Annotated in this window: 21 protein-coding genes; 3 read left to right on the top strand and 18 right to left on the bottom strand. The window is 59.6% G+C overall.

Annotation, left to right across the window (positions count from 1 at the left end; all coding sequences use genetic code 11):
- Positions 1–8 precede the first annotated feature (8 nt).
- The 5 genes from ACOZK4_RS19240 to ACOZK4_RS19220 all read right to left on the bottom strand — a co-directional run bounded on the left by ACOZK4_RS19240 (position 9) and on the right by ACOZK4_RS19220 (position 5,592).
- Positions 9–173 (bottom strand): hypothetical protein, encoded by a 165-nt coding sequence (locus ACOZK4_RS19240; RefSeq protein ID WP_421593255.1) that lies wholly within the window; start codon positions 171–173, stop codon positions 9–11.
- A gap of 426 nt (positions 174–599) precedes the next feature.
- Positions 600–2,744 (bottom strand): catalase C, encoded by a 2,145-nt coding sequence (gene catE / locus ACOZK4_RS19235; protein ID WP_421593254.1) that lies wholly within the window; start codon positions 2,742–2,744, stop codon positions 600–602.
- Between the two features lie 95 nt (positions 2,745–2,839).
- A complete protein-coding gene (locus ACOZK4_RS19230) occupies positions 2,840–3,346 on the bottom strand; it encodes a ferritin-like domain-containing protein (protein WP_421593253.1) in 507 nt (168 codons plus the stop codon).
- Positions 3,347–3,460: 114 nt separating this feature from the next.
- Positions 3,461–4,546, bottom strand: a complete 1,086-nt coding sequence (locus ACOZK4_RS19225; RefSeq protein WP_421593312.1) for an alpha/beta hydrolase family esterase — start codon at positions 4,544–4,546, stop codon at positions 3,461–3,463.
- Positions 4,547–4,686: 140 nt separating this feature from the next.
- The gene (locus ACOZK4_RS19220; RefSeq protein ID WP_421593252.1) at positions 4,687–5,592 is read right to left on the bottom strand and encodes a hypothetical protein; all 906 of its coding nucleotides are present in this window, start codon (positions 5,590–5,592) and stop codon (positions 4,687–4,689) included.
- Between the two features lie 265 nt (positions 5,593–5,857).
- Between ACOZK4_RS19220 and ACOZK4_RS19215 the strand changes: the two genes are divergently transcribed.
- Positions 5,858–6,175 carry a PepSY domain-containing protein gene (locus tag ACOZK4_RS19215; RefSeq protein WP_421593251.1) on the top strand — a complete coding sequence of 106 codons (318 nt, stop codon included), beginning with the start codon at positions 5,858–5,860 and terminating at the stop codon, positions 6,173–6,175.
- 23 nt (positions 6,176–6,198) lie between these two features.
- On the top strand, positions 6,199–6,792 hold the full coding sequence (locus tag ACOZK4_RS19210) for a general stress protein (protein WP_421593250.1): 594 nt from the start codon (positions 6,199–6,201) through the stop codon (positions 6,790–6,792).
- A 1,054-nt stretch (positions 6,793–7,846) separates the two neighbouring features.
- Here the strand turns inward: ACOZK4_RS19210 and ACOZK4_RS19205 are convergent.
- The 10 genes from ACOZK4_RS19205 to lysA all read right to left on the bottom strand — a co-directional run bounded on the left by ACOZK4_RS19205 (position 7,847) and on the right by lysA (position 18,258).
- Entirely contained in the window at positions 7,847–9,412 is a 1,566-nt protein-coding gene (locus tag ACOZK4_RS19205; protein ID WP_421593249.1) for a D-aminopeptidase, read from the bottom strand.
- Positions 9,413–9,424: 12 nt separating this feature from the next.
- Positions 9,425–9,937 carry a L,D-transpeptidase family protein gene (locus ACOZK4_RS19200; RefSeq protein ID WP_421593248.1) on the bottom strand — a complete coding sequence of 171 codons (513 nt, stop codon included), beginning with the start codon at positions 9,935–9,937 and terminating at the stop codon, positions 9,425–9,427.
- A gap of 13 nt (positions 9,938–9,950) precedes the next feature.
- Positions 9,951–10,925, bottom strand: a complete 975-nt coding sequence (locus ACOZK4_RS19195) for an ABC transporter ATP-binding protein (RefSeq protein ID WP_421593247.1) — start codon at positions 10,923–10,925, stop codon at positions 9,951–9,953.
- The gene (locus ACOZK4_RS19190) at positions 10,922–11,920 is read right to left on the bottom strand and encodes an ABC transporter ATP-binding protein (RefSeq protein ID WP_421593246.1); all 999 of its coding nucleotides are present in this window, start codon (positions 11,918–11,920) and stop codon (positions 10,922–10,924) included. Before ACOZK4_RS19190 ends, ACOZK4_RS19195 begins: the two co-directional genes overlap by 4 nt.
- Positions 11,921–11,926: 6 nt before the next feature.
- Positions 11,927–12,811: an ABC transporter permease gene (locus ACOZK4_RS19185; RefSeq protein WP_421593245.1), complete on the bottom strand. Its 885-nt coding sequence runs from the start codon at positions 12,809–12,811 to the stop codon at positions 11,927–11,929.
- Positions 12,808–13,761 (bottom strand): ABC transporter permease, encoded by a 954-nt coding sequence (locus ACOZK4_RS19180; RefSeq protein WP_313529248.1) that lies wholly within the window; start codon positions 13,759–13,761, stop codon positions 12,808–12,810. The genes ACOZK4_RS19185 and ACOZK4_RS19180 overlap by 4 nt, the downstream gene beginning before the upstream one ends.
- A gap of 93 nt (positions 13,762–13,854) precedes the next feature.
- Entirely contained in the window at positions 13,855–15,435 is a 1,581-nt protein-coding gene (locus tag ACOZK4_RS19175; RefSeq protein ID WP_313529251.1) for an ABC transporter substrate-binding protein, read from the bottom strand.
- A 429-nt stretch (positions 15,436–15,864) separates the two neighbouring features.
- Positions 15,865–16,260, bottom strand: a complete 396-nt coding sequence (locus tag ACOZK4_RS19170; RefSeq protein ID WP_421593244.1) for a hypothetical protein — start codon at positions 16,258–16,260, stop codon at positions 15,865–15,867.
- On the bottom strand, positions 16,248–16,736 hold the full coding sequence (locus ACOZK4_RS19165; RefSeq protein ID WP_421593243.1) for a hypothetical protein: 489 nt from the start codon (positions 16,734–16,736) through the stop codon (positions 16,248–16,250). Before ACOZK4_RS19165 ends, ACOZK4_RS19170 begins: the two co-directional genes overlap by 13 nt.
- 214 nt (positions 16,737–16,950) lie before the next feature.
- The gene (gene lysA, locus ACOZK4_RS19160) at positions 16,951–18,258 is read right to left on the bottom strand and encodes a diaminopimelate decarboxylase (RefSeq protein WP_421593242.1); all 1,308 of its coding nucleotides are present in this window, start codon (positions 18,256–18,258) and stop codon (positions 16,951–16,953) included.
- A 131-nt stretch (positions 18,259–18,389) separates the two neighbouring features.
- Here lysA and ACOZK4_RS19155 point away from each other — a divergent pair, with 131 nt between their 5' ends.
- Positions 18,390–19,313: a LysR family transcriptional regulator gene (locus ACOZK4_RS19155; protein ID WP_313529263.1), complete on the top strand. Its 924-nt coding sequence runs from the start codon at positions 18,390–18,392 to the stop codon at positions 19,311–19,313.
- A 6-nt stretch (positions 19,314–19,319) separates the two neighbouring features.
- On the opposite strand, the gene ACOZK4_RS19150 is transcribed toward ACOZK4_RS19155, so the two are convergent.
- The 3 genes from ACOZK4_RS19150 to ACOZK4_RS19140 are packed head-to-tail and all read right to left on the bottom strand — an operon-like array spanning position 19,320 to position 23,861.
- Positions 19,320–21,296 (bottom strand): EAL domain-containing protein, encoded by a 1,977-nt coding sequence (locus tag ACOZK4_RS19150; RefSeq protein WP_421593241.1) that lies wholly within the window; start codon positions 21,294–21,296, stop codon positions 19,320–19,322.
- Positions 21,293–21,781, bottom strand: a complete 489-nt coding sequence (locus ACOZK4_RS19145) for a hypothetical protein (protein ID WP_421593240.1) — start codon at positions 21,779–21,781, stop codon at positions 21,293–21,295. The genes ACOZK4_RS19150 and ACOZK4_RS19145 overlap by 4 nt, the downstream gene beginning before the upstream one ends.
- Before the next feature lie 22 nt (positions 21,782–21,803).
- Positions 21,804–23,861: a putative bifunctional diguanylate cyclase/phosphodiesterase gene (locus ACOZK4_RS19140; RefSeq protein WP_421593239.1), complete on the bottom strand. Its 2,058-nt coding sequence runs from the start codon at positions 23,859–23,861 to the stop codon at positions 21,804–21,806.
- Positions 23,862–24,300 lie beyond the last annotated feature (439 nt).

The following is a 24,300-nucleotide window of genomic DNA, read 5'->3' as shown; positions in this document are numbered from 1 at the left end:
GGGCAAGGTCACTCGCTCTCACCGTCGAGGATCTCGCGGAGATCGATGCTGAGGCGTCCAGGATCGAGGTGCAGGGCGAACGGCTGCGAGAAGCCGTGCTGAAGATGACCTACCATTGAGAGCGAGATGGCGCGACCGTGACCGACTTCGTCGATGCGACTCGAAGCAGTCATTTCATGACGCCGCTTCTCTTGTCCTTTCCTGCGGCGGCACCTTCGCTTCGGCGCATGGTACGCCAAAGACGCTGGTGGTTTGCTTTCGCGTAGCGGGAACACGCGGGCGTCGCTGGCTAGGTTCGCCGGGCGCTGAAAGCCGACCTGTTCGAAATCGGGCCGGAAGCCCTTATCAGGACGACTATTTCGAGACGGTCGCACAGGCGCAGCAGGAACGCGATTGTGGCTAGAGCCTCCCCTGAAGGCAAGTCGACGATATTGCCCACGGCGGCACTGTCTTCCCCGGTTTTCCGATCTGAGGCATGACGACGCGTCCGAACCCGCTCTTTCCTTCCGCCAATGATCTGTCAGCTAATACGATCATGGCGACTGACATTCGGATCAGGGCGCCGCTCGCGGCATTGCTGTTGCGACCGGCTCGCCAACCTATTGGGGTACTGATGCCTTGCCGAGCTTTACAGAGGGCTCCCGTGCCCAGACGCGTAGCTTGCCGAGCTTCGATACGAAGCCGGAAAGCCCATCCTCGCCGGGAAGGACCAGTATGCCTTCATCGAGAGCCGCGGCGATACCGGCCTTCTGAAGCAAGGGCATCGCCGATGCGTCGTAGCCGATGAACTTGCAGTGCTGGAACGCGTCGGCAACAAAGTCGCGGCCGCTTGCTTCCTTCACCAGATCATCGATGGCTTCGACAGAGGTCAGCAGCGCGACGGCATCGAAGAGCACGGAAGGCCCGCCGTCGATCATGTGATGCGCCTCGATCCAAGATCCGTCTGAAGCGGTTACGCCGCCCACCTTCGGAGCGATGAGTTCGCACACGGCCTTTTCCTTTTCGACCGCTGCGGTGAGCCCTTTCAACAGTTGGGCGTCCACGCCGTCAGTAATGAGAATGCCGAGCTTGCGACCCGCGAAGCGTTTCGGCCCGTTCTCGACGATGCTGAGTGCCGGAGAAGGTTCCAGATCCTGGCGGGTCGACACAGCCGCATCGGCGGGCTTCGGCATGGATCGGAAGCCGAGTTTCTGGGCAACCGTAGCCGCCAATGTCTCATCGACGTTCAAGAGATGCGAGACCATGCGCTCGCGGATGACAGGCGTTTCGACCTTGCTCAGCTCGAAAGTCAAAGCGGCGGCAATATGGCGCTGCTCCGGTGGGGTCTGGCTGATGAAGAACTGCCGCGCCTGGCTGTAGTGGTCGGCGAAGCTTTCCGGGCGCAGCCGCGCCTTGGTGCCTTGCTCCTCGGCCGGGAAGGGGCGATGGCCGCGCATCGGCGATTCGCGTGGACCTTCGCCGAAGGAATTCGGCTGGTAGTTCACCCGGCCGACCGGGTTGCGCATCGCCATGTGCCCGTCCTGCTGGAAATGCGCGAAGGGACACTTAGGTGCATTGATCGGCAGATGCGTGAAGTTCGGGCTGCCAAGCCGTTTCAGCTGCGTATCGAGATAGGAGAAGTTGCGGCCCTGCAGCAGCGGGTCGTTGCTGAAATCGATGCCTGGCGGCACGTTCTGCGTCATGAAGGCGACCTGCTCGGTCTCGGCGAAAAAATTGTCCGGCATGCGATCGAGCACCAGCCGGCCGATCGGCTGCGGCTTGAGGATTTCTTCGGGAATGAGCTTTGTCGGATCCAGCACGTCGAAATCGAAGCTGTCGGCGAAATCCTGATCGAAGAGCTGGACCTGCAATTCCCATTCCGGGAAGTTGCCGGACTGGATGGCCTGCCAGAGGTCGCGGCGGTGGAAATCGGGGTCGGCGCCGTTGATCTTGACCGCCTCGTTCCAGGCGACGGACTGGAGGCCGAGCTTCGGCTTCCAGTGGAATTTTACGAAGGTCGACTCGTCCTTGGCGTTGACGAGGCGGAAGGTGTGCACGCCAAACCCTTCCATGAAGCGGAAGGAGCGGGGAATCGCGCGGTCCGACATGACCCACATGATCATGTGCATGCTTTCCGGCGTCAGGGTAATGAAATCCCAGAACGTATCGTGAGCCGACTGCGCCTGCGGGAAAGCCCGATCCGGTTCCGGCTTTACGGCGTGGATGATGTCCGGGAACTTGATGGCATCCTGGATGAAGAACACAGGGATATTGTTGCCGACGAGATCCCAGTTGCCTTCGTTCGTATAGAGCTTCACCGCGAAGCCGCGCACATCGCGCGCAAGGTCGAAGGACCCCTTGCTGCCCGCCACGGTGGAGAAGCGAACGAAGGCCGGGGTGCGTTCGCCTGGACGCTGGAAGAGGTCCGCTTTGGTATAGGCTGCAAGCGACTCGTAGGTCTCGAAGAAGCCGTGCGCGCCATAGCCGCGGGCGTGCACCACCCGCTCAGGGATACGCTCGTGGTCGAAGTGGAAGATCTTTTCACGGAAGTGGAAATCATCGACGACGAGCGGACCGCGCGGACCGACGCGCAGCGAGTTCTGATCGTCGGCGACCGGTCCGCCCTGGGCTGTCGTCAGCACCGGCGTATCGTCTTCTGCCGTCTGGTGGAGCTCACCGCCTGCACCCCGTCGTAGCTTCACGTCGTGGATGGTGGCGGTGTCGGATGTGCTGCGCGGCGACGCTGCGGTTGTTTTCTTGGCCATGGATGTGGCTCCTCATACTTTGGTTTGAAGGGCGGCGAAGGCGTGGAACTAAAAAGGCCGCCCCTGAAGGCGGCCTGATCGGTATTGCTGGCAGTTTAGCTGGCCTTTTTCATCGAGCCCTTGGCATTTGCCGAGGATTCGCCGAGCGCCGTCAGCTTCTGGTCGGCCGCGATCTCCTCCTGGAGATTGGCGTCGAGAAGCGGGATCGCGTCTTTCATGCCAAGCTGTTTTGCCCAGGCCTTCAGCGTGCCGTAGCGCGCGATCTCGTAGTGCTCGACCGCCTGGGCGGAGGAGATGAGGCCGGCATCGAGGGCGGCGGTGCCCTTGTAGTCTTCCATGATCTCCTCGCCTTCGGCGATGATGCCCTGGATGGCTTCGCAGGTCTTGCCGCGGGCCGGCTTGCCAAGGAGTTCGAACACCTGTTCGAGGCGTTCGATCTGGCCCTGCGTTTCGTCGCGGTGCTGCAGGAAGCCGGCCTTGCCTTCTTCAGACTGGGCCGCACGCGCCATTTTCGGCAGAGCCTTCAGGATCTGTTTTTCGGCGAAGTAGATATCCTTGAGCGTATCAAGGAACAGGTCGTTCAAAGTCTTTTCCGTCGGCATTGGAATATCCGTTCAAATTTTCGAGAGGGGTAGACTTACACAACCGTGGAACCGAGACGACGTTCCGCCGGTTGGAAAATAAATCTATAAAAGGCCGCGCAGCCGAGCCCGACCTCACTTCATCAAACCGGCCGAACGCAGTGCATTCTCGATGATCGACTGAATGCTGTTGCCGGCACCACCGGATGGGGGCTGCTGCGTGAGCGTTCTTTCTGCGGAGGGCGAGGTCGGCGGGCGATCGCGGCGCTCGAACGAAGCGGCAAGGCCCCAGCTGCGCGCGATCTGCACCGTCGACGAAAGGCCGACGTCGAGCATAAAGGGCGCTGCCCTGCCATATCCAGTGGACGGATCGACCGGCGTGCCATGCCCCATGCCGGAAATCGTGTAGAGTTCGATTGCCTCGATGCCGCGATCGTCTCGCCACACGGATCTTAAATGTCGATCCATCGTCTCGACCTGGCTGGGCTGTTCGGGAACCGCATGCACGCCCTGCCATTGCGCGATGATCGCGGAGGCGTTGTCTGGAACCACCGTGTTATCGCTCGTTCCCTGCCAGACGGAAATCGTCGGCCAGGCGCCTTCATGCCGTGAAGCGGCACGCAGGCCTGCCTGCAAGCTGCCGGTGCCGGGAAGCCCTTGGCCGCGCATGCGGTCGAACGCTTCCGGGACGGTCGTGGCGGTCGCATAGGGGAGGCCGGCGATTATGGCGCCGCCGGCAAAAACCTCCGGGTAGCAGGCCAGCATGGCGTTCGCCATCGCGCCGCCGGCAGAAAGACCGGTGATGTAGATCCGGCGCTCATCGATGCCATGTTCGGCGACCACGCTGGCGATCGTTTGCCGGATGGACATCGCTTCGCCCTGGTCCCGCTGAATGTCGGCGGCATTGAACCAGTTGAAACACAGGTTGGCATTGTTCTGTCTGTTCTGTTCGGGAAAGAGCACCACGAAACCATAATCCTCGGCGAGCGCCGACCAGCCGGAGCCGGCATCATAGCCGGCGGCATTTTGCGTGCAGCCATGCAGCACGACCACCAAGGCCGGTGATGCCGGCAGCTGCTTCGGCACATGCTGCCACGCCGCCAAAGAGCCTGGGTTTCCGCCGAAATGATCGAGCTTGTTCAGGATTGAGCCGGTCGGTGCGGCGGGCTTGACGGAGCGCAGTCGCGCGAGCCGTTCCAGCGTATCGGATAGCGATCTCATAAGGGGGCTCCAGGTAGCGCGCCGGATTGGCGCATACACCCTAACCCTTCTGCAGCGATAAGGTTGCTGCACTGCACAATAAATTATTCTGTCGTATGAAGTGAAAGAAGCCGCCCCGAGAGGGACGGCTTCCGGATTGCTTAGCGTGCAACGGTCAAGGCCGCTTCTTCATCGTCACGGTGACGTCCGCCTAGTGCGGCGGCAGCCGACGCGATGAAGGCGCCGACGAGCAGCGACAGGGCGCCGAGCATCGCCGCCGTCGCGGCGGATTTGCGCGCCTCGTCGGCAGCCTTGAGGGCGGCGTTCTTCGCATCCTCGATCTGCTTCAGAACCTGGTCGACCCTGGCGCGCGCCTCTTCCGGCGGAATGCCGGCGCGCGACGCGACGATCGACGAGATATAGGTGCGGTCGGCTTCCGGCACCCCGCCTTCATTGAGCGCACCCTGCATCAGGATGCGGGAAATCTCGGCCGCGGCGGATGCATTGTCCGCTTGTGCCCGGCTCGCCAAATCCTGCGGACGCAGCAGCATATCCGTGAAGTAGCCGGTCGCGGCATCGGGCGTGGCCGCGTCGCTGTTTGCCGCGGCAGCAGTGCCCGCAACCGTCGCCGTCGCTGCAGCCGTCGATACGGCCTGAGCGCCTGCGCCGGCAAGCGAGGTAAAGGCGGAACCTGCCAGACCCACCACGACCACCGTGGCCAGTGCCCAGCTCAGAAAGCCGTGTGCGGTGTCCCGGAAGAACACCTCATCCGTGTGGACATTGGCCCACTTCGTCCGCAGACGGCCGGTGAGATAACCCCCGAGTGCGGAGGCCAGCCACTGAACGACCACTAACCAGATCGTGGCCGTGACGCCGACGGTGGCGAAGGATGCGCTGTCGCCCGACCATGGCGAGACCATCGTGAGGCCGACGCCGGAACCGAGCAGAAGAAGAATGATTGTCGCGGCAGCCGCCGCGACGGCACCGCCAATGACGGGACCCCAGGCCAAGGCCGGCGTGCTGGATTCCACGCCGACGTCGGAGACGCCTGAACTGTAAAGGGACATGTCCGCCTCCTATCGCAGGAAAAGGACAAGCAAGATGACGATCGGCAGGGGGATGCCCAGAAGCCAGAGAAGAATACCGCGACCCATTTTTGAAAACCTCCAGTAATGTGCGAGCGAATGCCCGCAGCATGGTGCCCCAACTCTTTGAATCGCCTGAGGTTCCATGAAGCAGCACTGTAAATTTCTATTTTTCGAACTGCGGAACCATGCGGCCCGCAGTGTGTTCTTCCGGGGCCTGATCTCAGGCTCCAACGAGGAAAAAATCATGAAAAAACTTCTCCTAGCCGCCGCCCTGGTGGGTGCTTCGACCTTTGGCGCCTTCGCTCAGACCTCCACCGCACCGACAACCGATGGCGACACGCCGGCTGTTGCGACGCCCGACAGCAAGAATGCAACGGCCCCGGTCGAAGGCGCGAACAGCTTCACCGAAGACCAGGCGAAAGAACGCATTGCGGAAGCCGGTTATGCCGACGTCACCGGCCTGATGCTGGACGACAAGGGTGTCTGGCAGGCCAAGGCGACCAAGGACGGCAAGGCCGTGAGCGTCGCGCTCGACTATCAGGGCAATATCGTCGCCAACTAAACTCATTTCTTCAGGAGATATCCATGAAAACCGTTACAGGACTTTTCGACGACTATTCCGATGCAAGCGCCGCCGTCAGCGCCCTGGAGGCACGCGGTGTGCCGTCCAGCGATATCAGCATCGTTTCCAACAATGCTGATGACCGTCATGACAAGGAAACCAATGCCGCTGAAGGCGCCGGGACGGGTGCCGGCATCGGCGCCGCCGTCGGTGGCGTCGGCGGCCTTTTGACCGGGCTTGGCATCATGGCCATTCCGGGCGTTGGACCGGTGGTCGCCGCCGGCTGGCTTGCCGCCACAGCGGCAGGTGCGGTCGCGGGCGCGGTGGCGGGTGGTGCCGCAGGCGGGCTCATCGGCGCGCTGACCGAATCCGGCGTTTCCGAGGACGATGCGCATGTCTATGCGGAAGGTGTTCGCCGTGGCGGCACGCTCGTGACCGCCAAGGTCGACGAAAGCCTCCAGGCGGAGGCCGAGGCCATCCTTCGCAAATCGAACTGGGTCGATCCCGACCAGCGGCGCTCCGTCTATGCCGAGGAGGGCTGGACGCGCTTCGACGACACCCTCGACCCCTATGGGCCGGCGGAAGTCGAACAGGAGCGCCTGCGCTACAGGCGTTGAACCATCTCAGGAAAAGGCCGGCATCTGCCGGCCTTTTTCATATACTTATACGACAGAAGCGGTGGCGGTTATGCACCTGCTCTCCGCAATGAGCTCTTTCATTCGTGCGGCTGACAACTACTGGCATTGCTTTGGAAGTCGCGCACCGTGCCTCAATTGAATTCTTGCTAACGATGCGAAGGAGGAGGCTCACGATGGCACCTTCAGCAGTCATGGTTACAGGCACTGCTGTTTAAAAGGGTTGGTTACCCTGGCCCATCGCAGGAAGACGGCATGTCTTCCGATGACCTAATTTCTAAGATTTCATCGAGGAAATGGGAATGATCCGGTCTGTGCTGCGCGTTGCGGGCCAAAGCCCGAATGTGCTTGTCGATGACAGACGGAAATTCAAAACGGCCACTCTCTTACGGGTGAAACTGGTGCTTTCTGGTAAGGCTTTGCCCCAGATGCTGGCGGAACAACTGGAGCCTGCTTTTGGCCGCCTGGTAGGGGACAAGGTAATCTTCTCTTCGAGCCTGCCTCGCTTACGCTATCCAAGGTCTCCCGCTGGTGGGCAAGGCCGCATTTCGTACGGTTGCGACCAAGCAAAGGGACCTGCAAGAACGGCAAAACACGGGCGCAGCGCCAAATCCGGGGTCCGCGTCCCAGACTAGTCCATTGATTTGGTAGAGCCGCGAGAATGCAAGCGTGATGAGCATGCTTTTCTGCGACCGCACAAATCTCAGATAGTTATCGTCCCGATAGCCAGGCGGGAAACCATCGTCCCAACGCCCTATTTTTCCATATCCGATTCGACTGAGAGCGGAAGTACACAAGGCATGCGAGAAATCGAGGTCAAAACAATAGATTTCGAAATGATGAAGATTTGCCTCCAAGCGGCGTGAACGTTTAAATCATCGCTATATCTTTTAACTTTCATGCCGCATCAAAAACTGGAGCGTTTCTTTCAGATCATTGTTTATGATCGAGGTTTTTATTTTAAGTATGAATCCGGCTCCTCTACGCGGAAGTGAATTGTTTTAGCGAGCGGGCGGGTGGCAGGAAAATCCTGGATTCAGGTGAAAGCGCGGCGGTAGCTAATTCGGCGCGCCAGCCAACAGCCGAGGGTAAGTCCGGTAACTGTACCGGTGGTGTCTCTCTGGATGAGCACTGTCCAGTCTCCGGGCGCCGCCGCGTCCAGGGCGCGGCGGCTGGTGACGATCCAAACGTCCTCAGCCAACGCGTACATGCGCTCCATCGGACCCTTGCCGTATAGTCCTTCAAAGACGGCGAAGGCCGCTCCGTCGCGAGCTTCGATTTCCAAGAAAGCATCCAGTTCTTCGGACCAGTAACGGCCGGCGACCGGCGCCGCATCTGCCCATTCCACCGGATCGAGACGACGGGCAGTGACGGCAAGGTTTTCGCTGTCTCGCCGCATCAGGAGACGGCCATTTTCCTTTCGCAGGCTGAAACCCTGCCCGTATGCAACACCATCAGGCGCCACCATCGCCCGTGCGGGGGAGGGGCCATAGTGGAGTTTCACCGTACCCCTGTCCGCGGCAGTGCGCACGACGAGGCCCTGTGCCTCGTCCAGCCAAAGCCCATCCCATTCCGCCGGCGGAATGGTTTCCGCAGAGCTTTTGCGGCCCAGGGCGGCATCGACGAGTGCGGCGGCAGCTGTGAATGTGCTGGTGTCGTGGTTGAACATGACCACCACGGACAGGCGCTCCTCCGCCACATGCATGCGGAAGGAGCTGAAACCACGGAGTCCCCCGCCGTGGCCGGTGAACTTCATCCCGTTGTAGATGTCCTGCCGCAGACCATAAGCATAGGTCGCGGAAGTGCCGTCAGCGTAGAAGACGGGGGCCGAGAGGCGGTTATAAAGGCCATCCGGGTCGCCGCGCGTCGCGTCGATATGGCATTCCCAGGCGAGCATGTCGTCCAGCGATGCGGCAATGCCGGCATCGCCGAACCAATAGATGCCGTTGTCGGCGGGCAGGAAGCCGACATCGTCATTGCCCTCGTAGCCGATGACGCCATCGGGCGGCACGCGCGTATTCGGGCAGAGGATGGCCGTTGCCATGCCGGCCGGCGCAAACAGGCGCTCGGCAAGAAGATCGGCAAAATCGCGGCCGGTGCCGCGCTCGATCAGTTCACCGAGGATGCGGAAATTGCCGTTGCTATAGGAATAGTGCGCGCCCGCCGGAAAATGGCCGGTCTTCGCGCTGGCGATGAGCGGCAGGGCATCCTCGCGACGGAATTCGGTTTCCGGGTAGGCGCCCTGCAGTACGGTCAACGCCCAGTAGTCGCGGAGGCCCGACTGGTTGTGGCAGAGTTCCGCGACCGTCGGCAGCCGGTCGCGGTAGTTGGGCAGGAAATCATGGATCTTATTGTCCAGCACGGCGGGATCATCGAACTGGTCGAGCAGCAAGGCGCAGGTGAACTGTTTGGAGATCGAGCAGATCGGCAGCCGTGTCTTTGCCGCCATCGGCAGCCGTCGATACATGTCGGCGAAGCCCCAGGCGCGTCGAGCCACAACCTTGCCATCCTTGACGACGCCAGCCACGCCTCCCGGCCCGCGAAAACGAAGGGGAAGACAGTTCAGCGCCCGTTCGAGCGCCGCAGTATCCAGCACCGTCATTGTCTCACCCTGTCAAACCGTCGCGCGGAACTCAAGATGTGTTCCGGGTTGTGCGCACGCAAGAAACGCTAGCAGGTCGCCTCTGGCAAGGGCGGCACAACCCTCTGTCGGGGAGTAGTCCACGTGAGCGATGTGCAGGAAGATGGCGCTGCCTGCACCGCGCACCGGCGGGTCGTCATTGTGGCCGAGCACGACCACGATGTCGTAAAGATTGTCCTGCCGCCACATCTCCTCGTGGCTTGCCGAAAAAGGGCGAGTGACCAGACGGTTGTAGTCCGCGTGTGCAGGGTCGTCGCACCAACCATCCAGCTCGGTGATGGCCTGGGTAGGGAAGGGAGAGATCGGTTTTTCGATCCGGTCGGAGCGATACAACACTGTACGGATCGGCCAGCGGCCGACCGGGCTGACGCCGTCCCCTTCTACCTTTTCGACATGCACGCCGCAGCGACCAACGGTACAGCGCCAGCGATGTTCTCCATATTTTGCCTGCCAGCTTGTGCCAGCGGGAATGACGACTAGGTCCATGACGCTTCCTTCCTTACGGGGCTAACGGGAAATGGCAGGCGACGATGCGGCCGGAGCGGTCAGCAAGGAGCGGGTCCTCCTGCTTGCATATCGCCTGCGCATAGGGACACCGCGTATGGAACCGGCATCCGGAGGGCAGGTTCATCGGGCTTGGAATGTCGCCGACCAGCATAGGTCGCTCGCGTTTCCGCTGGTGCGGATCCGGCCGTGGCACGGCCGAGATCAGAAACATCGTATAGGGGTGGCGCGGGCTCGAAAAGATTTCTTCCGTCGTGCCGACTTCGACGAGCCGGCCGAGGAACATCACCCCGACGCGGTCGGCGAACTGGCGCACCACGCTGAGATCGTGGGTGATGAAGAGATAGGTGAGCTTCAGCTGCTCCTGAAGGTCTCGCAGGAGGTTCAGCACCTGCGCCTGGATCGACACATCAAGCGCTGAGACCGCCTCGTCGCAGACGACGAACTCGGGGCTGTTGGCAAGAGCCCGAGCGATGCCGATACGCTGGCGCTGGCCGCCGCTGAATTGATGCGGATAGCGGCGCAGCAGATGCGATGCCAGGCCCACCATGTCGAGCAGTTCCTTGCAGCGCTTCTCGATCTCGGCCTTATTGCCATAACCGTGCGCACTTAGCGGCTCGGCGAGGATATCCTTGACGCGCATACGTGGGTTGAGCGAGGCGAATGGATCTTGGAAGACGATCTGCAGCTTCTTACGCATAGCGCGCATGGCCTTTTCGTCCAGCGCGTTCAGAGGCTCTCCGCGATAAAGCACTTCACCGGAGGTGCGCTCAATAAGGCGTAGGATGGTGCGGCCAAGCGTCGTCTTGCCGCAACCGGATTCACCAACGAGCGCGAAGGTCTCGCGTGCGTGAATATCTAAGTCTACGCCATCGACGGCGCGCACGGTGCGTGCTGCACCACCGAACAGGCCTTTGTCGATCACATAATGCTTGCTGAGGGCCTTGGTGGAGATGAGGACGTCGTTCACGCCGTTGCTCCCTCTTTGGTGTGAAGCCAGCAACGAGCAAGATGGCCGCCACCGAGATCGGCGAGTGGCGGGGGCTGCTGTCGGCAGATCGGCATGGCATCGCCGCAACGCGGATTGAACCGACAGCCGCCGGACAGCTTCGCAAGATTGGGTACGATGCCCTTGATACTGTTCAGTCGGCCGTCTGCGCGCTTTTCCGTTGCCTTCGGAATGGAGGCAAGGAGACCTCGCGTGTAGGGATGCGAAGGACGATCAAAGAGGTCGAAGACATTGGCCTGTTCGACGATTTGGCCGGCATACATCACGTTCACCTCGTCACACATCTCGGCGATGATGCCGAGATCGTGGGTGATCATGACGATGGCCGTGCCGACGCGATCGCGAAGTCCGACCATCAAGCGAAGGATCTGCGCCTGGGTGGTGACATCGAGTGCCGTTGTCGGCTCGTCGGCAATCAGAAGCTTCGGCTCGCAGATAAGGCCCATCGCGATCATCGCACGCTGGCGAAGTCCGCCAGAGAGCTGGTGTGGATAGACATCGAGGCGGGCAGCGGGCTCGGGAATGCCAACCATCTCAAACATGCGCAGCACCTTTTCGCGGATTTCCCGCCTACCGAGGTTGCTATGAATGGCGAGCGGCTCGCCGACCTGCTGCACCATGGTCTTGACCGGGTTCAGCGCGGTCATCGGCTCCTGGAAGACCATGGAGAGTTCGCGGCCCCGCTTGCTGCGCATCTCATCAGGCGAGAGCCGCGTCATCTCATTGCCGGAAAGCTGAATGCTTTCGGCTGTCACCTTGCCTGGCGGCGAGGGTACCAGGCCCATTAGTGACAGCGCCGTCATGCTCTTGCCCGAACCGCTTTCGCCAACGAGGCCGACGATGCGGCCGGCGCGGACAGAGAAGGAGACGTCGTCGAGGACGCGCACGGCGCCCCTGTGCGAGGAGAATTCAGTGCGCAAGTTACGCACGTCGAGGAGGGGAGGTGGCTGCATCATGCCGTGTCAGTCCTTCATGTAGGGATCGAGGGCATCGCGCAGTCCATCACCGACAAAGTTGAATGCCAGCACTGTGACGAGAATCGCGACGCCGGGCATGATCGCAACGAGGGGGGCAGCGAAGAGATATTCCTTGCCCTTTGCGACGAGCAGGCCCCAACTCGCTTCCGGCGGCTGTACGCCGACCCCGAGGAAGCTGAGGCTCGATTCCCACATGATCGCCTCGGGAATAGAGAGCGAGAAGAGCACGATCAGCGTCGGCACGACGTTCGGGAAGATGTGGCGCAGCATGATGGAGGCCTTCGACGTGCCGTTGGCCCGCGCGGCTTCGATGAATTCCTTCTCCTTCACAGCCAGTGTCTGCGAGCGCACGACTCGAGCCACGCCGGCCCAGCCGACAAGGCTGAGCGCGATGAAGATGTTGAAGAGATTAGCACCCAGCGTGTACATCACGACCATGGCCAGCAAAAGCGAAGGGAAGGCGATCATCATGTCAGCAAGCCGCATGATGATGAAATCGACCTTGCCGCCATAATAACCGCTGATGATTCCAAACACCGTACCGATGACCAGAGATATGAAGCTCGGCACGATGCCTACGACCAGTGAAATGCGGGCGCCATAGAGGATGCGCGTGACAAGATCGCGACCGAAATTGTCCGTGCCGAGCCAATAGGTCATCGAAGGCGGCATGAATTGCTCGCCAAGTGCAACGCGGTAGGGATCATGCGTGCTGATCAGCGGCGCGAACAGCGCCAGGAAAAACAGGATGCTGATCAGCAAGAGGCCCGCCATGGCCATACGGTTACGACGGAAGGCGCGGATGGCGTCGCTGAGGAAGCTGTCGTCACCGTCGTTCACGTCCTCATTCGTTTTTGCGACCTGACTCATTTCACGCCTCCCTTCATCTGGTGGCGGATTCTCGGATCGAGCACGGAATAGAGTATGTCGGCGACAAGATTGCCGAGGATGACAAGCGCGGTGGCGAAGAGCACGGAGCCCTGCAGGAGCGGCATGTCACGTGCCTGGATGGCATTGACCGAGATGCGGCCGACACCGGGAATGCCGAAAATCGCCTCGGTAATGACGGCGCCGGATAACAGGCTTGCCACCTGGATGGCCATGATGGTGACGACGGGGATCATGGCGTTTTTAAGCGCGTGGTTGGAGATGACACGGATTTCCCGCAGCCCCTTCGCACGGGCGGTGCGGATGTAGTCGTGGCGCATCACTTCCAGCAGGCTTGAGCGGGTAAGGCGGGCGATCACGCCGGCCGAGCTCCAGCCAAGCACGATGGCCGGCAGGATAAGGTATTTCGGGCCGTAGAAACCGGAAACCGGCAGCCATTTCAGCTGCATTGCAAAGACATATTGCATCAGCAATGCCGACCAGAAGATCGGCATGGAAACACCGAGCAGCGAAAAACCCATGAAGAAGTTGTCGAGTAGAGAATCGCGCCGCACCGCGGAAAGCACACCGGCCGGAATGCCGATCACCCAGGACACCACCGCCGCACTCAGCGCCAGGATCAATGTGTTGGGAAAGGCGTTGAGGATGAGCGTCGTCACGGGACGGTTCAGCTTGATCGAAACACCGAGATCACCCTGCAATGCGGCGAAGAGGAAGCGGAAGTAGCGGGTAATCAGCGGATCATCGAGGTTCATCTGGGTGCGCACGCGCTCGATGACCTCTGCACTCGCATGTTCCCCCATTAGCAGGGCTATCGGGTCACCTGGAACGACGTTCAGCATGACGAACAGTAGTGCCGTGGTGCCGATCAGAACAGGGATCGAAACCGCGATGCGTTTTAGCGCGAAGACGAGCATCGATGATTCTTTCATGGAAGGAGAGAGAGCTTCGGAGGTTCATGGCATGGAACGCACCGTCTGGAGGGACGCCGCAGTTGCAGCGCCCCTCTCTTGCTGGGAGGATGCTTACTCGACTTCCGTTTTGTAGTAGCTCATGTCGCTCCAGCCGTTCCACGGAATGACGAAGTTCTTGACGCGCGGCTGGACGACAAACGCGTGGTCTAGGCTGAAGAGAGGCACCCAGGCCGCATCTTCATGCACGATGCGCTCGTTCATCTGACGGTAGAGCGCGCAGCGCTCGTCCGGGTTGATGAGCGTGCGGGCCTTGTCGAGCGCGGCAAAGACCGTCTCGTCGTTGTTGTTGTAGGCGCGCACCTTTGAACCGCTCTTGCTGAAGAAAGTGTAGAAGAAATTGTCCGGATCGTTGAAATCGGCGGACCACGTCTGTGCGTAGTTGTCGATTTTGCCTTCCTTGCGCGTTGCGAAATAAGCCGCTTCGTCGACCGTGCTGATGGCGGCATTGAAACCGGCATCCTTGATCTGCGCCTGGATGATCTGGTTCATGTCGGACCATTTGCTAGCCCAACTGCTGACCTGCGTCAGCTTGATGTCGACGCCGTTGGGATAGCCCGCCTCTGCTAGAAGTTCTTTCGCTTTCTGCGGATTGTACTCGATCGGGGTTGCCGCCTCGTAGCACACCACGCCGCGCGGCATGACGCCGTTCTCGATCATACCCTTGCCGTAAAAATTCTTGTCTAGGATTTCCTGGCGGTTGATGGCCATCTGGAAGGCCTTGCGCACGCGCACATCGTCGAATGGCTTGTTAGCTTGGTTGATGTGGTAGTAGTAGATGCCGACGCGCGGGCCTGAACGGATTTGACCCTTCCATTGATCGCTGCCCTCGAAGTAGGGAAGCTGGGTCGGAGCCGCATCTATGTCGAGGATGTCGATCTCGTCGGATTCGAACAGCAAACGAAGCGTTTCGGGATCCCCGACGACGCGGGCGACGATGCGGTCGAGCTTAGGGCGGCCCTTATAATAGGCGTCGTTGGCAACGAGCACCTGGCTATCGTTGAGATTGTACTCTTCCAGCTTGAACGGACCTGTGCCGTTTGTTGTCTCGGGCGTGAGGCCGTACTGGTCACCGAGCGGCTCGGTGAATTTGCGGTTGTAGATCGATGCGGCAGGGCTTGCCATCAGTGCCAGGAATGCGCCGTAAGGGTCGCGCAGCGTGATCTTGAGGGTATTCTTGTCGACGGCTTCAAGACCGCGCACCGTGGTGGCCGTGCCATCTAGGCGCTCCTTCGCGCCATCGACGAAATCCAGGATATCCGTGCTGAGCGCTTTGGTCTTCGGATCGAGCATACGGTCGAAGGTGTAAAGGACGTCGTCGGCCGTCAGCTCCTCGCCATTGTGGAACTTGATGCCCTGGCGCAGATGAAATGTATAGACCTTTCCGTCGGAAGAAACATCCCAGCTCTCCGCCAGGCCCGGTACCAGCGTCGACTTTCCCGGCTCCGTCGTCTCGGCGTCGACGAGGCGGTCATAGATGTTGAGCGGCAGGGTATAGAAGTCGGTCGTCTTCTGTACGTCGACGTTCTTCGGATCTTCCGTAAAGGCGATACGAAGATCCGCCGCGACTGCTGGTGAAAGAAGCGCGAGGCCAACCAAGCCCGTCGCCATCATCAATTTGACTTTCGTGAGCATTCCATTCCTCCTAGTTTGGCCTCGCCCCGATGCTGAAAGGTGTCGGGCGTATAGTATCGCGAGGCCGGCCGCATTGCGGTAGCCAACTGGTCTTTCGAAAGCTTTGTAGACCCCTCACTCGGCCTATTGGCGAGTGCCTGCGGCGCCCCAATACCAGGACCGCCCCAGTAACGACTTTGACGCTGCCATTTGAGGCATGTCAGTCGCAATTCTTGTTCATCCCCTGAGCTTTTTTGCTTCGCTCTGCTTCTTTGTTGCATGTCAAGAACAGGCGCTGGCCATTCCGAACAAATTGATACTGCCAAAGAATGTTCGTGTAGGGAAATAAATGCTACGCTCGGCTTATTCATATTCGATATGCAGATGCCGTATCCTGCATATTTCGACATGTCGCGTATTGTGTTGTAGCGGTTGCACCGCCGTGACAGACTAGAGCAGGGCGCATCGAACTCCGCCAAACCTGTCTACACGGATGGATAAGGAGCGGTTGGGGCCGAGCCTATGCGCAAGTGTCGCGACATGGTCCGCCAGGCTCCCAAAATCGGAGAAACCAATGTCGCTGCGCGCGCCGGTGCCGTAGCGGCCGCGAAGACCGTCCATCAGGAGGCCGATTTCACTGTTCGCCAAAGCCAAGTGACCGTCCGCCGCGTAAACGGTCACCGCCAACACACGCCTGACACTTGCATCGTAGCAAAGCGCCTGCAGGGCAGCTCCAAGCGATGGGAAGGAGGCAAAGGCCTCGCATTTGCTGCCGTCGAGATACTGGAGGGCTACCGGCGCGTCGGGATGCGCCTCGAAAACGTGCCTTGCGGTTACGGTGAGCATGAGCCCGTTCCGACCGATAGGGCCACGCCAAGCGCGATGAGCGCGACGATCGTACTTGCAACGTTGAGAATCCAAAAGTTCGAGCGCAGGTTGCCCCAGTGCGTGAGCAAGCCCCGTTTGGCTGAGCGTGGCAAGAACTCCGGCTGGTAGCCTCCCCGGGGGATCCGGATCTCGACCTCGTCCTCGCAGTCGTTCTGCTCGTAATGTGTAGCAAGTGCCGCACGCAGGCGGCTGACCGTGGTGCGCACGATAGGGTCGTCTATTGCGTCGAAGCCGTTTGTCCTATTGAAGACGTTGGCGGCGATCGCCTCTGCCGTCACGGGTTGGCCTGGACGTTCGATAGATTCCTGTACGAGATAGCGCAAAAGTTCTCGCATGCGTTTCGACTTGCGGAAGGCTTCTGAGGTGCACACAGAATTGAGTGTTGTTAGCACCCGCTCCGGCCCCAGGGGTTCAAAGTTCACCGATGTGTTCATGTCGCTTCTCGCGTCTTGTTGTTCCACTCTGTACGGGTCATGGTATGCGTTTCCGCCGCAGCGCACGGACGCGCTATGGGTCGAGTATTCTCTTACAAAACGGGAATTCTGGATCGGTTAGGCAGCCAACTTCATCCCACCGGCCACCATAGGCAGCTGGTCGGCAGCGCAAAGGGGTTACGTCATGCAACCTCTTCGCGGTTCTTGGACGCCTCTAGCCAGGCACGATGTTCTGCCAGATGGTGTCTTTTTCCAGCGTCATGAGCTCTGCCGTCGTCTGGCGACGCCGGACGATGCGGAAGCGGCCATCACTCACGAAGACTTCGGGAACGAGGTCGCGTGCATTGTAGGTAGAGGCCATGGAGGCCGAATAGGCGCCGGCGCAACGGAATGCGACAAGGTCGCCGGTCGACAGCAGCGGCAGGTTGTCATACGTCCCAAATATGTCGGAGCTTTCGCAGACAGGGCCGACGATACCGTAGGACTGCCCTTCGCCGCCGAGGGTGCTACGCACGACCTCTAGCGGATGGATGGCACCATAGAGTGCTGGGCGGATGAGATCGTTCATGCCGGCATCGACGACTGCAAGCATTCGGTCGCCGGCCTGCTTCGTGTAAAGCACAGTGGCAACGAGCGCACCGGCGCGACCAACGAGCCATCGCCCGGGCTCGACCGTCAGCTTACAGCCGAGATCACCGACAGTGTCGGCAATTATGTGTGCGAACTCTGAAACGTCAGGCGCGGTATTCGATCCGTAGGCAATGCCGATGCCACCGCCTAGATCCAGGCGATTTACGGCATGGCCCCGGGCGCGAAGGTCGCACACGAGATCGGCGAGTACACGGTATGCGCTGCGATAGGGAGCAAGATCAAGAATTTGCGAGCCGATATGAACGGCAAGTCCAACCATATCGACCTCCGATCGCTCGGCCGCCGCATCGAAGAGCGCGGCGACGTCCGAAAGTGCAACGCCGAACTTGTCACCCTTCTTGCCGGTGGAAATCTTCTCGTGAGTGCGGGCATCGACATCCGGGTTGACCCGCAGCGCCACTGGTGCCCGCAGTTGAAGCGAAGCGGCGATATCGGCTACAAGTTGAAATTCGGCGGGGGATTCGACGTTGATCTGGTGTACGCCAGCTCTAAGAGCCTTGGCGATTTCGCTCGGCGACTTGCCTACGCCAGAGAAAATAATCTTCGACGCCGGCACACCGGCTTCAAGCGCACGCTCCATCTCGCCGCCCGAGACGATGTCCATGCCGCAACCAAGACGGGATAGCAGTTGAAGAATGGAGAGATTGCCGTTAGCTTTTACTGCATAGCAAATCGATGCGCCGACCGACGAAAGCGCCTCGGACAATTCTTGGAATGCCAGGGTCATCGCGTCGGGGGAATAGCAGTAAAACGGCGTGCCGACCGCGTCGGCTACTAGTGAAATATGGCTCGCATCGAGCTGAATCTCAGCATTTTTGGCAAAAGCTATGCTTCCGCCGTGGGAGGCGGCTATATCGACGTGCTTATTCATGAAATCAACCACTCCAACTCTCGGCGTAGCGGTCTGCTGCCGTGATAAGTAACATCTCACATGGGCTTGTAACTGGAAAATGCATTAGGAAGTCGTTTTATTCGAATTCAATATGAACCGAAGCGGATACCATGCGGCTAAATCAAAGACAGATCGAAGTTTTCCACGCCGTCATGACCGAAAAGAGCGTGACCGCCGCGGCATCGTCGCTTCGCACCTCCCAACCCACGATCAGCCGAGAACTGCGTGATCTGGAGCAGGGTCTCGGCTACGATCTCTTCCACCGTTTTGGAAAGCGCATCACGCCGACTGAACAGGCGCAGGCGCTTTATACGGTGGTGCGACGCTCCTATGTGGGTCTCGAGGAAATCAGCCGTGCCGCGACAGCAATTGGCGGGCGCAGCACGGCAAACCTGCGCATCGCCTCACTACCCGCCTATGCGGACACTGTTCTGCCCATCGCCATTGAGGCCTTTCTAAAGGTGCATCCGGGTGCGCTGATGTCGATCCATTCGATCGAGGAAACAGCGCTACAAAACGAGTTGACTGCGGCAATGTTCGATATCGGGCTTGCCGAACAGGGGCAACAGTTCGGGGAGGTGGCCATTGAAGCCATTGATGTCGGGGAAGTGGTGTGCATCCTGCCAATAGGCCATCGCCTTGCAGCAAAACAGGTCCTCGCACCTGCCGATTTCGAGGATACGGAGTTCGTGTATTTTTCGAAAGACGATCCCTACCGTCGCAAGCTCGATGAAGTCTTCAGCAAGGCGGGCGTTACACGGCGATTCATCGTTGAGACGACAACAGCGTCAAGTGTCTGTGCCATGGTGGCGCGGGGCGTAGGAATCTCTATTGTTAATCCACTGACGGCCGCGCACAATCTCAAGAATGGAATGGTGGTGCGCAAGTTTTCTGTACCGATTCAGTACCGCATTCATCTCTGGCGTACCACAAAAGCACCACGCTCGACCTTCGCCATGCGCTTCACGAAAGATCTGCACGCTGCTCTCGTCGAGATCAAAAGTAAGGTCCGACAGGCGCTGATCCTCAGCTAGACGAAGCTAGCGCCGGAAGGCGACGACAGAGGGGCCGGCACGGCCGGCGAGATAGCGCAGAAGCTCATCCGGCGTCATGGCGGGTGCGAGCGCTTCGCCTTGGCCAAGTGTAATGCCTAGCCGTTGCAGCCGCTCCACGTCCTCTCGCCGGTCAACACCCTCTGCGATCACCTCGGCGCCCATCTTCACAGCCATCGTGCTCAGGCCTTGGATGATGCCACGGCTTCGTTCGCTACGCGTCGCCTCCTCGATGAGCATGCGGTTCAGCTTGAGCGTGCCGAAATCCAGATTGGCAAGGCGGTTTCGACTGTCGATTGCTCGACCGACATCGTTGGTAGCGAAGACGACGCCTGCATCGCGCAGCGACCGGATGCTAGCGAGGAATGCCTCGGTAAACGTGCCGCTACGCTTGCCCGTGAGTTCAATCTGAAGTTGGCCGGCGCCAATCCTGTGTCGTTCGAGCAGTTCAAACAGCGATTGGGCGAAGCCCGGCTGCGAGAACAGGTTTTCTCCCGCCTCGACATAGACCCGAAGATCAGTCTGCGTCGGCAGGTTGCCGAGCAGGTTGAAGGTCGTCCTTAGCAGCACAAGCAACAGAGCCGCCCCCTGATTGATACCGTCCGCGATCTCTGTCACATCAGCGGGTGGGATCGTGCCGTAGATGTTATGAAACCACCGCGGCACGACCTTAACCGCGCGCAATGTGCGGGTTGGCAGGTCGAATACTGGCTGAAAGGCGATGTCGATCAGTCCTTTCGTGATGGCATGGGAGAGAACGTCCTCCAGGAAAGTTCGACGCTCGTATTCGATTAGGAGCTCCCCGTTGAAAGCCTGTACGCAATTGCGCCCTGCGGACTTCGCGGCATAGAGCGCAAGGTCGGCATTGCGCATGAGCGCATCCACCGGCTCGAGGGAACGCAGGTCATCAAGGTGAGAATAGCCGGCGCTGGCGGAAACTTGAACGACATTGGCATCCAGCGTCGCGGGTGCCGCAATCTTCTGGACAGCGCGGGCGGCATAGTGACGGGCAGTCTCGCGGTTGCCGGTCAACACTACGGCGAACTCATCGCCGCCGAAACGAAAGGCGAAAGCATTGTCGCTCTGGCGCACGGCGAGCAGGATCGCGGCAACGTGCTTCAACAGCATGTCACCCATGCCGTGGCCAAGTGTATCATTGACCTGCTTGAAACCGTCGAGATCGAAGTAGATGACGGCAAAGTTCGCGCCGACCATCGCCTTGAGTTGGTGCAGCAGATTCTCGAAACTGGCACGATTGCCAATGCCGGTCAGGTGGTCTGTACAGAGAAGCCGGTGCTTTTCCTCGATGCTCGCATTGAGCCGGAGGTTCAGCCGGCGGGTCAGAAACAGCTCGAACAGCACATAGACAACCGCGACAACACCGAGCACCACATAGGCGATCTGGATGCGTTTGAGATTGGTGACACTTTCGAGGTGGGTTTCTACTGCGGTGTTGAGCCGCTGGCGACGCGCCTTGTTCGCCGCATCGCTGAAGGCGATAATGCGTTCGCGATACTGCATGGCGAAGAGGTCGACGCCGTGGTAGCTACCAGAAATTCCAGGTCTGAGATTGTTCACTCCGGCCTCAAGCCGAGGCATGGCATCGAGAAGCTCACCGATGAGCAACTTGTCCAAGGCCTCATCCGCCTGTACCTCGCGATAGCTTTTCGTACCCATGACGTTGACGCGAGACCAAAGCAGGTCTAGCGCCAGCTGCACGTCCTTTGCGGCCACGCGCGGATTTCCGCGTGCGAAAAGCTCCGCCTTGCTGAAGAGCGTATTGGCTTCCAGTTCGAGCCTGCTCGCCTCCTCCAATCGGGCGGAGAAGTAGAGGCGGTTATTGATTCCGTCGGCGATCTCCGCAAGGCTCAGATAGCTGACGGGAAGCATGATCAGGAACAGTGAGAGGATGATGGGGAAGCGTAGCAAAGGCAGCTTCCCCAAGGCCTTGCCGAACAGCTTCATTTTGCAACGAGTTCTTTGAGTTGCCAGACGCTGCGCGATTCGTAGATCGGATCGGTTAGATCCGGGTTGTCGCTGCGAGGATAGACGATCCAGGCCGGCCCCTTGTCGCGCACGGTCAGCGGCTTGCCATCGACTTCGACGGCCGCGATCGCGCCATGTGTTTTGAAGTCTTCTGCGGGGACGTCGATCTCATAGTTATCGAGTGCTACAGCGGTATATTCTTCAGCTTCAAGGCCGGCCTGTTCGAGCAGCGATTGCATCAGTGGGCCGCGCACTTCGTGTAATTCTTCTCCATCTGTGCCAGGCAAAGTGGTCTTGAACGTTACGCTGCCGGCTTTCTCGATCGCCTCGGCCGTGATTTCCACGGTTTTACTGCCGTCTGCTGAGCGAATTGTGAAGTAGGAATCCGCTGCGTGTGCACTGGAGCAGGTGAGTGTGAGGCCTATAGCGATGATGGCTACAAGAGATTTAGGAATGTAAAGCATCGTTTTCTCCGTGGTTGGGATGTCAGTTCGCGGCTATCCGCGAGGTTTTCCGGGCGCCGGGCGAACGGCACTGCGGCGTATCGAGAGGGATAGCGGGGGAGGTGGGGACGGCATTGAACAGAGCCTTCGCGCCGGCTCTTTCGATGTAGTCGGTTATCTCGCCGGCAAGCAGCGGTTTTGAATAGAAGTAGCCTTGCACAAGGCTGCAATCGAGCTTGCGCAACGTATTCAACTCGTCCTGCGTCTCTACTCCCTCGATGATGCAGCTGATCTTCATGTCGCGGCAGAGCGCGATGACAGATTTGACGATCTTGTAGCCGGTTGACACCGTACTGATGTTGGTTACGAAGCTGCGATCGATCTTGATCTTGTCGAGCGGCAGGCGGTTGACCTGAGACAGCGTCGAGTAACCCGTGCCGAAGTCGTCGAGCGAGATACCAGCACCGAGAGCCTTCAGCGTCGTAACAGCGGTGACGAGCTGATCAAAATCGCCGACGACTGCTGTTTCGGTGATCTCGAAGTCGATGCGCTTCGGATCCAAAGGACTGTTGTTGAGGATGCTAACAAGCCTTAGGACATTGTCTGGCGAACAGATGTCCTGCATGGACAGGTTGAATGACAGGCGCAGCTGTGGCGGCCAGGCTACCGCGGCGGCGAGCGCCTTGGACAAGAGCACGCAGGTGAGGCGGTTGGCGAGACCAGCTCGCTCGGCGATCTGAATGAATTCCCCGGGGCTGACACGCCCTAGCTGGCGATTGTTCCATCGTGCAAGCGCCTCAAAGCCGATAGGGGTTCCGGTAGCCACCGCAACGATTGGCTGAAACACCAGGCTCAGCTCGTCTTCCAGATCAGCTGTCTGCAGTTCCTGTTCCACCAAAGAGTGCCGGCGGATAGTGTCCTGATGAGCGAAAGAAAAGAGGTTGGTGTGGCCACGCTTTTGGCTTTTCTTGGCGTTGATAAGCGCATATTCGGCAGCTTCGTGGATTTGCTGCGCGCCGCCGGATACCGTGGCCGATGAGGCAAGGCCGATCGTCGCGGTGATGCGGGCCGTTACGTCATTGACACGGTAGGGAGCTTCGATAGCAGCGCAGATGGCCTCGGATCGTTCCAGCATCTCGTTGCTGGAACCCCATGGTGTCGTGCCTATGAGGCCGAATTCATCGCCCGCCAGGCGAAAGACGCTGAAACTATGTTCGGCACTCGCCAACAGTCGCTGTGCCACTTCGCTCAGGACCTGATCACCGCCGCGATGGCCGAAGGCATCGTTGACGACATGAAAGCCATCGAGATCGAGCACACCGATGAAGAGATGGTCGCTACTGTGTTCAAGTTCGCGAAAACGGTTCTCGATATCCAGAAGGAAGCTGTGACGGTTGGGAAGTTTCGTCAGTGTGTCGTGGTTGGCGAGCCAGAGATTGTGCGCATCGAGCGCCTCCATTTCCGCCTGTTTGACGAGGATGTTGCGCCGCGAGCGGATGAGGCTGGCAAAGGCGGCATAGTTGATGGAGAGAATGACCATCATAACTATGGAGACGAGGGCAACGTTCACGGCGATCGCGGCAAAGGAACGGCTGCCGCTACCGGCGAAGAACAGTACGAAGGGAATGTTGACCACGGCTGACACCAGAAGCGCCGCCCGAGGAAGGTGCATCAGACAGAAAATGCAGCCGATCACTGTGATGCCGATGAAGAAGGCGATTTGGCCCTGCATGTGCGCTGTTCCGTAGGAGTAAAGCGCCAGCCCCCAGAAGACGAAGATCGCCGAGAGGAGGCCCGCAAGGAGAGTCGTTCCCGCCAGCATCCGTCGGGCCTCGGCATAGGTCGGAATCTTGCCCGCCTGCCGCGTCCATTTGACGAAGCGGACCGCGCAAAGAACAGTGAAGGCGCCAGGAACGTAGAGCGTCAGCAGCCTTGGTCCCACCCCGAGATATGAGTAGGCGACCGTCCATGCGTTGGCGAGCAGGATCAAATAGAGGAGTGGAATTTGCTTCTTGAGTGACTGATACTGGGCAATGGCTAGTTCCTGCCGCTCGGCCGGCTCATCCGCCTGACGAAAGACACTCACGATCTGGTCTAACACTCTAGGCTCCGCGAGCTCGGCGTGCCTCCGGCTTCCCGCTTCTGTTGTCTCCGGGCGCACCGTCAAGTTCTCCCCGCTGCGCTAGGAGTACCTCTTCCGTGAGCGAAGGTGATGAAGAGCAGCTTGTTCCGCATAAATAGGGTTCCACTCGGTCGGCGAATGCCACGCTGGGTCTTTTCCTGCGGGCGTTGACCCGCCTGCGGCCAGTTTGCGGCATTCCGCTGATCGTTGAGGGCGTGCCGGTTCGGGAACGGCGAGGCCCTTGCGATCGCAAGAGGCACCTCGCGCCATCATGAGGCAAAGGTGTCGGTTGGGACGGGAGCTCATTCCCATCCGAATGTGTCGCCAGCTGGCTGAGTGTTGCAGGCGATGTGAGAATTATCGTTGATTGCGGACATTAATATGAGGTAAAAAATTAAGTAGATTCGATAGCTTCTGC

The organism is Shinella sp. M27 (assembly GCF_049199905.1).
Taxonomy (GTDB): Bacteria; Pseudomonadota; Alphaproteobacteria; order Rhizobiales; family Rhizobiaceae; genus Shinella.
Note: the sequence above shows the minus strand (reverse complement) of the source record. Positions and strands in the feature narration are given on the sequence as shown.

Bases quoted from the DNA above. Each gene is read 5' to 3' on its own strand.
- ACOZK4_RS19240 (WP_421593255.1), bottom strand. From the start codon at position 173: ATGACTGCTTCGAGTCGCATCGACGAAGTCGGTCACGGTCGCGCCATC.
- catE (WP_421593254.1), bottom strand. From the start codon at position 2,744: ATGGCCAAGAAAACAACCGCAGCGTCGCCGCGCAGCACATCCGACACC.
- ACOZK4_RS19230 (WP_421593253.1), bottom strand. From the start codon at position 3,346: ATGCCGACGGAAAAGACTTTGAACGACCTGTTCCTTGATACGCTCAAG.
- ACOZK4_RS19225 (WP_421593312.1), bottom strand. From the start codon at position 4,546: ATGAGATCGCTATCCGATACGCTGGAACGGCTCGCGCGACTGCGCTCC.
- ACOZK4_RS19220 (WP_421593252.1), bottom strand. From the start codon at position 5,592: ATGTCCCTTTACAGTTCAGGCGTCTCCGACGTCGGCGTGGAATCCAGC.
- ACOZK4_RS19215 (WP_421593251.1), top strand. From the start codon at position 5,858: ATGAAAAAACTTCTCCTAGCCGCCGCCCTGGTGGGTGCTTCGACCTTT.
- ACOZK4_RS19210 (WP_421593250.1), top strand. From the start codon at position 6,199: ATGAAAACCGTTACAGGACTTTTCGACGACTATTCCGATGCAAGCGCC.
- ACOZK4_RS19205 (WP_421593249.1), bottom strand. From the start codon at position 9,412: ATGACGGTGCTGGATACTGCGGCGCTCGAACGGGCGCTGAACTGTCTT.
- ACOZK4_RS19200 (WP_421593248.1), bottom strand. From the start codon at position 9,937: ATGGACCTAGTCGTCATTCCCGCTGGCACAAGCTGGCAGGCAAAATAT.
- ACOZK4_RS19190 (WP_421593246.1), bottom strand. From the start codon at position 11,920: ATGATGCAGCCACCTCCCCTCCTCGACGTGCGTAACTTGCGCACTGAA.
- ACOZK4_RS19185 (WP_421593245.1), bottom strand. From the start codon at position 12,811: ATGAGTCAGGTCGCAAAAACGAATGAGGACGTGAACGACGGTGACGAC.
- ACOZK4_RS19180 (WP_313529248.1), bottom strand. From the start codon at position 13,761: ATGAAAGAATCATCGATGCTCGTCTTCGCGCTAAAACGCATCGCGGTT.
- ACOZK4_RS19175 (WP_313529251.1), bottom strand. From the start codon at position 15,435: ATGCTCACGAAAGTCAAATTGATGATGGCGACGGGCTTGGTTGGCCTC.
- ACOZK4_RS19170 (WP_421593244.1), bottom strand. From the start codon at position 16,260: ATGCTCACCGTAACCGCAAGGCACGTTTTCGAGGCGCATCCCGACGCG.
- ACOZK4_RS19165 (WP_421593243.1), bottom strand. From the start codon at position 16,736: ATGAACACATCGGTGAACTTTGAACCCCTGGGGCCGGAGCGGGTGCTA.
- lysA (WP_421593242.1), bottom strand. From the start codon at position 18,258: ATGAATAAGCACGTCGATATAGCCGCCTCCCACGGCGGAAGCATAGCT.
- ACOZK4_RS19155 (WP_313529263.1), top strand. From the start codon at position 18,390: ATGCGGCTAAATCAAAGACAGATCGAAGTTTTCCACGCCGTCATGACC.
- ACOZK4_RS19150 (WP_421593241.1), bottom strand. From the start codon at position 21,296: ATGAAGCTGTTCGGCAAGGCCTTGGGGAAGCTGCCTTTGCTACGCTTC.
- ACOZK4_RS19145 (WP_421593240.1), bottom strand. From the start codon at position 21,781: ATGCTTTACATTCCTAAATCTCTTGTAGCCATCATCGCTATAGGCCTC.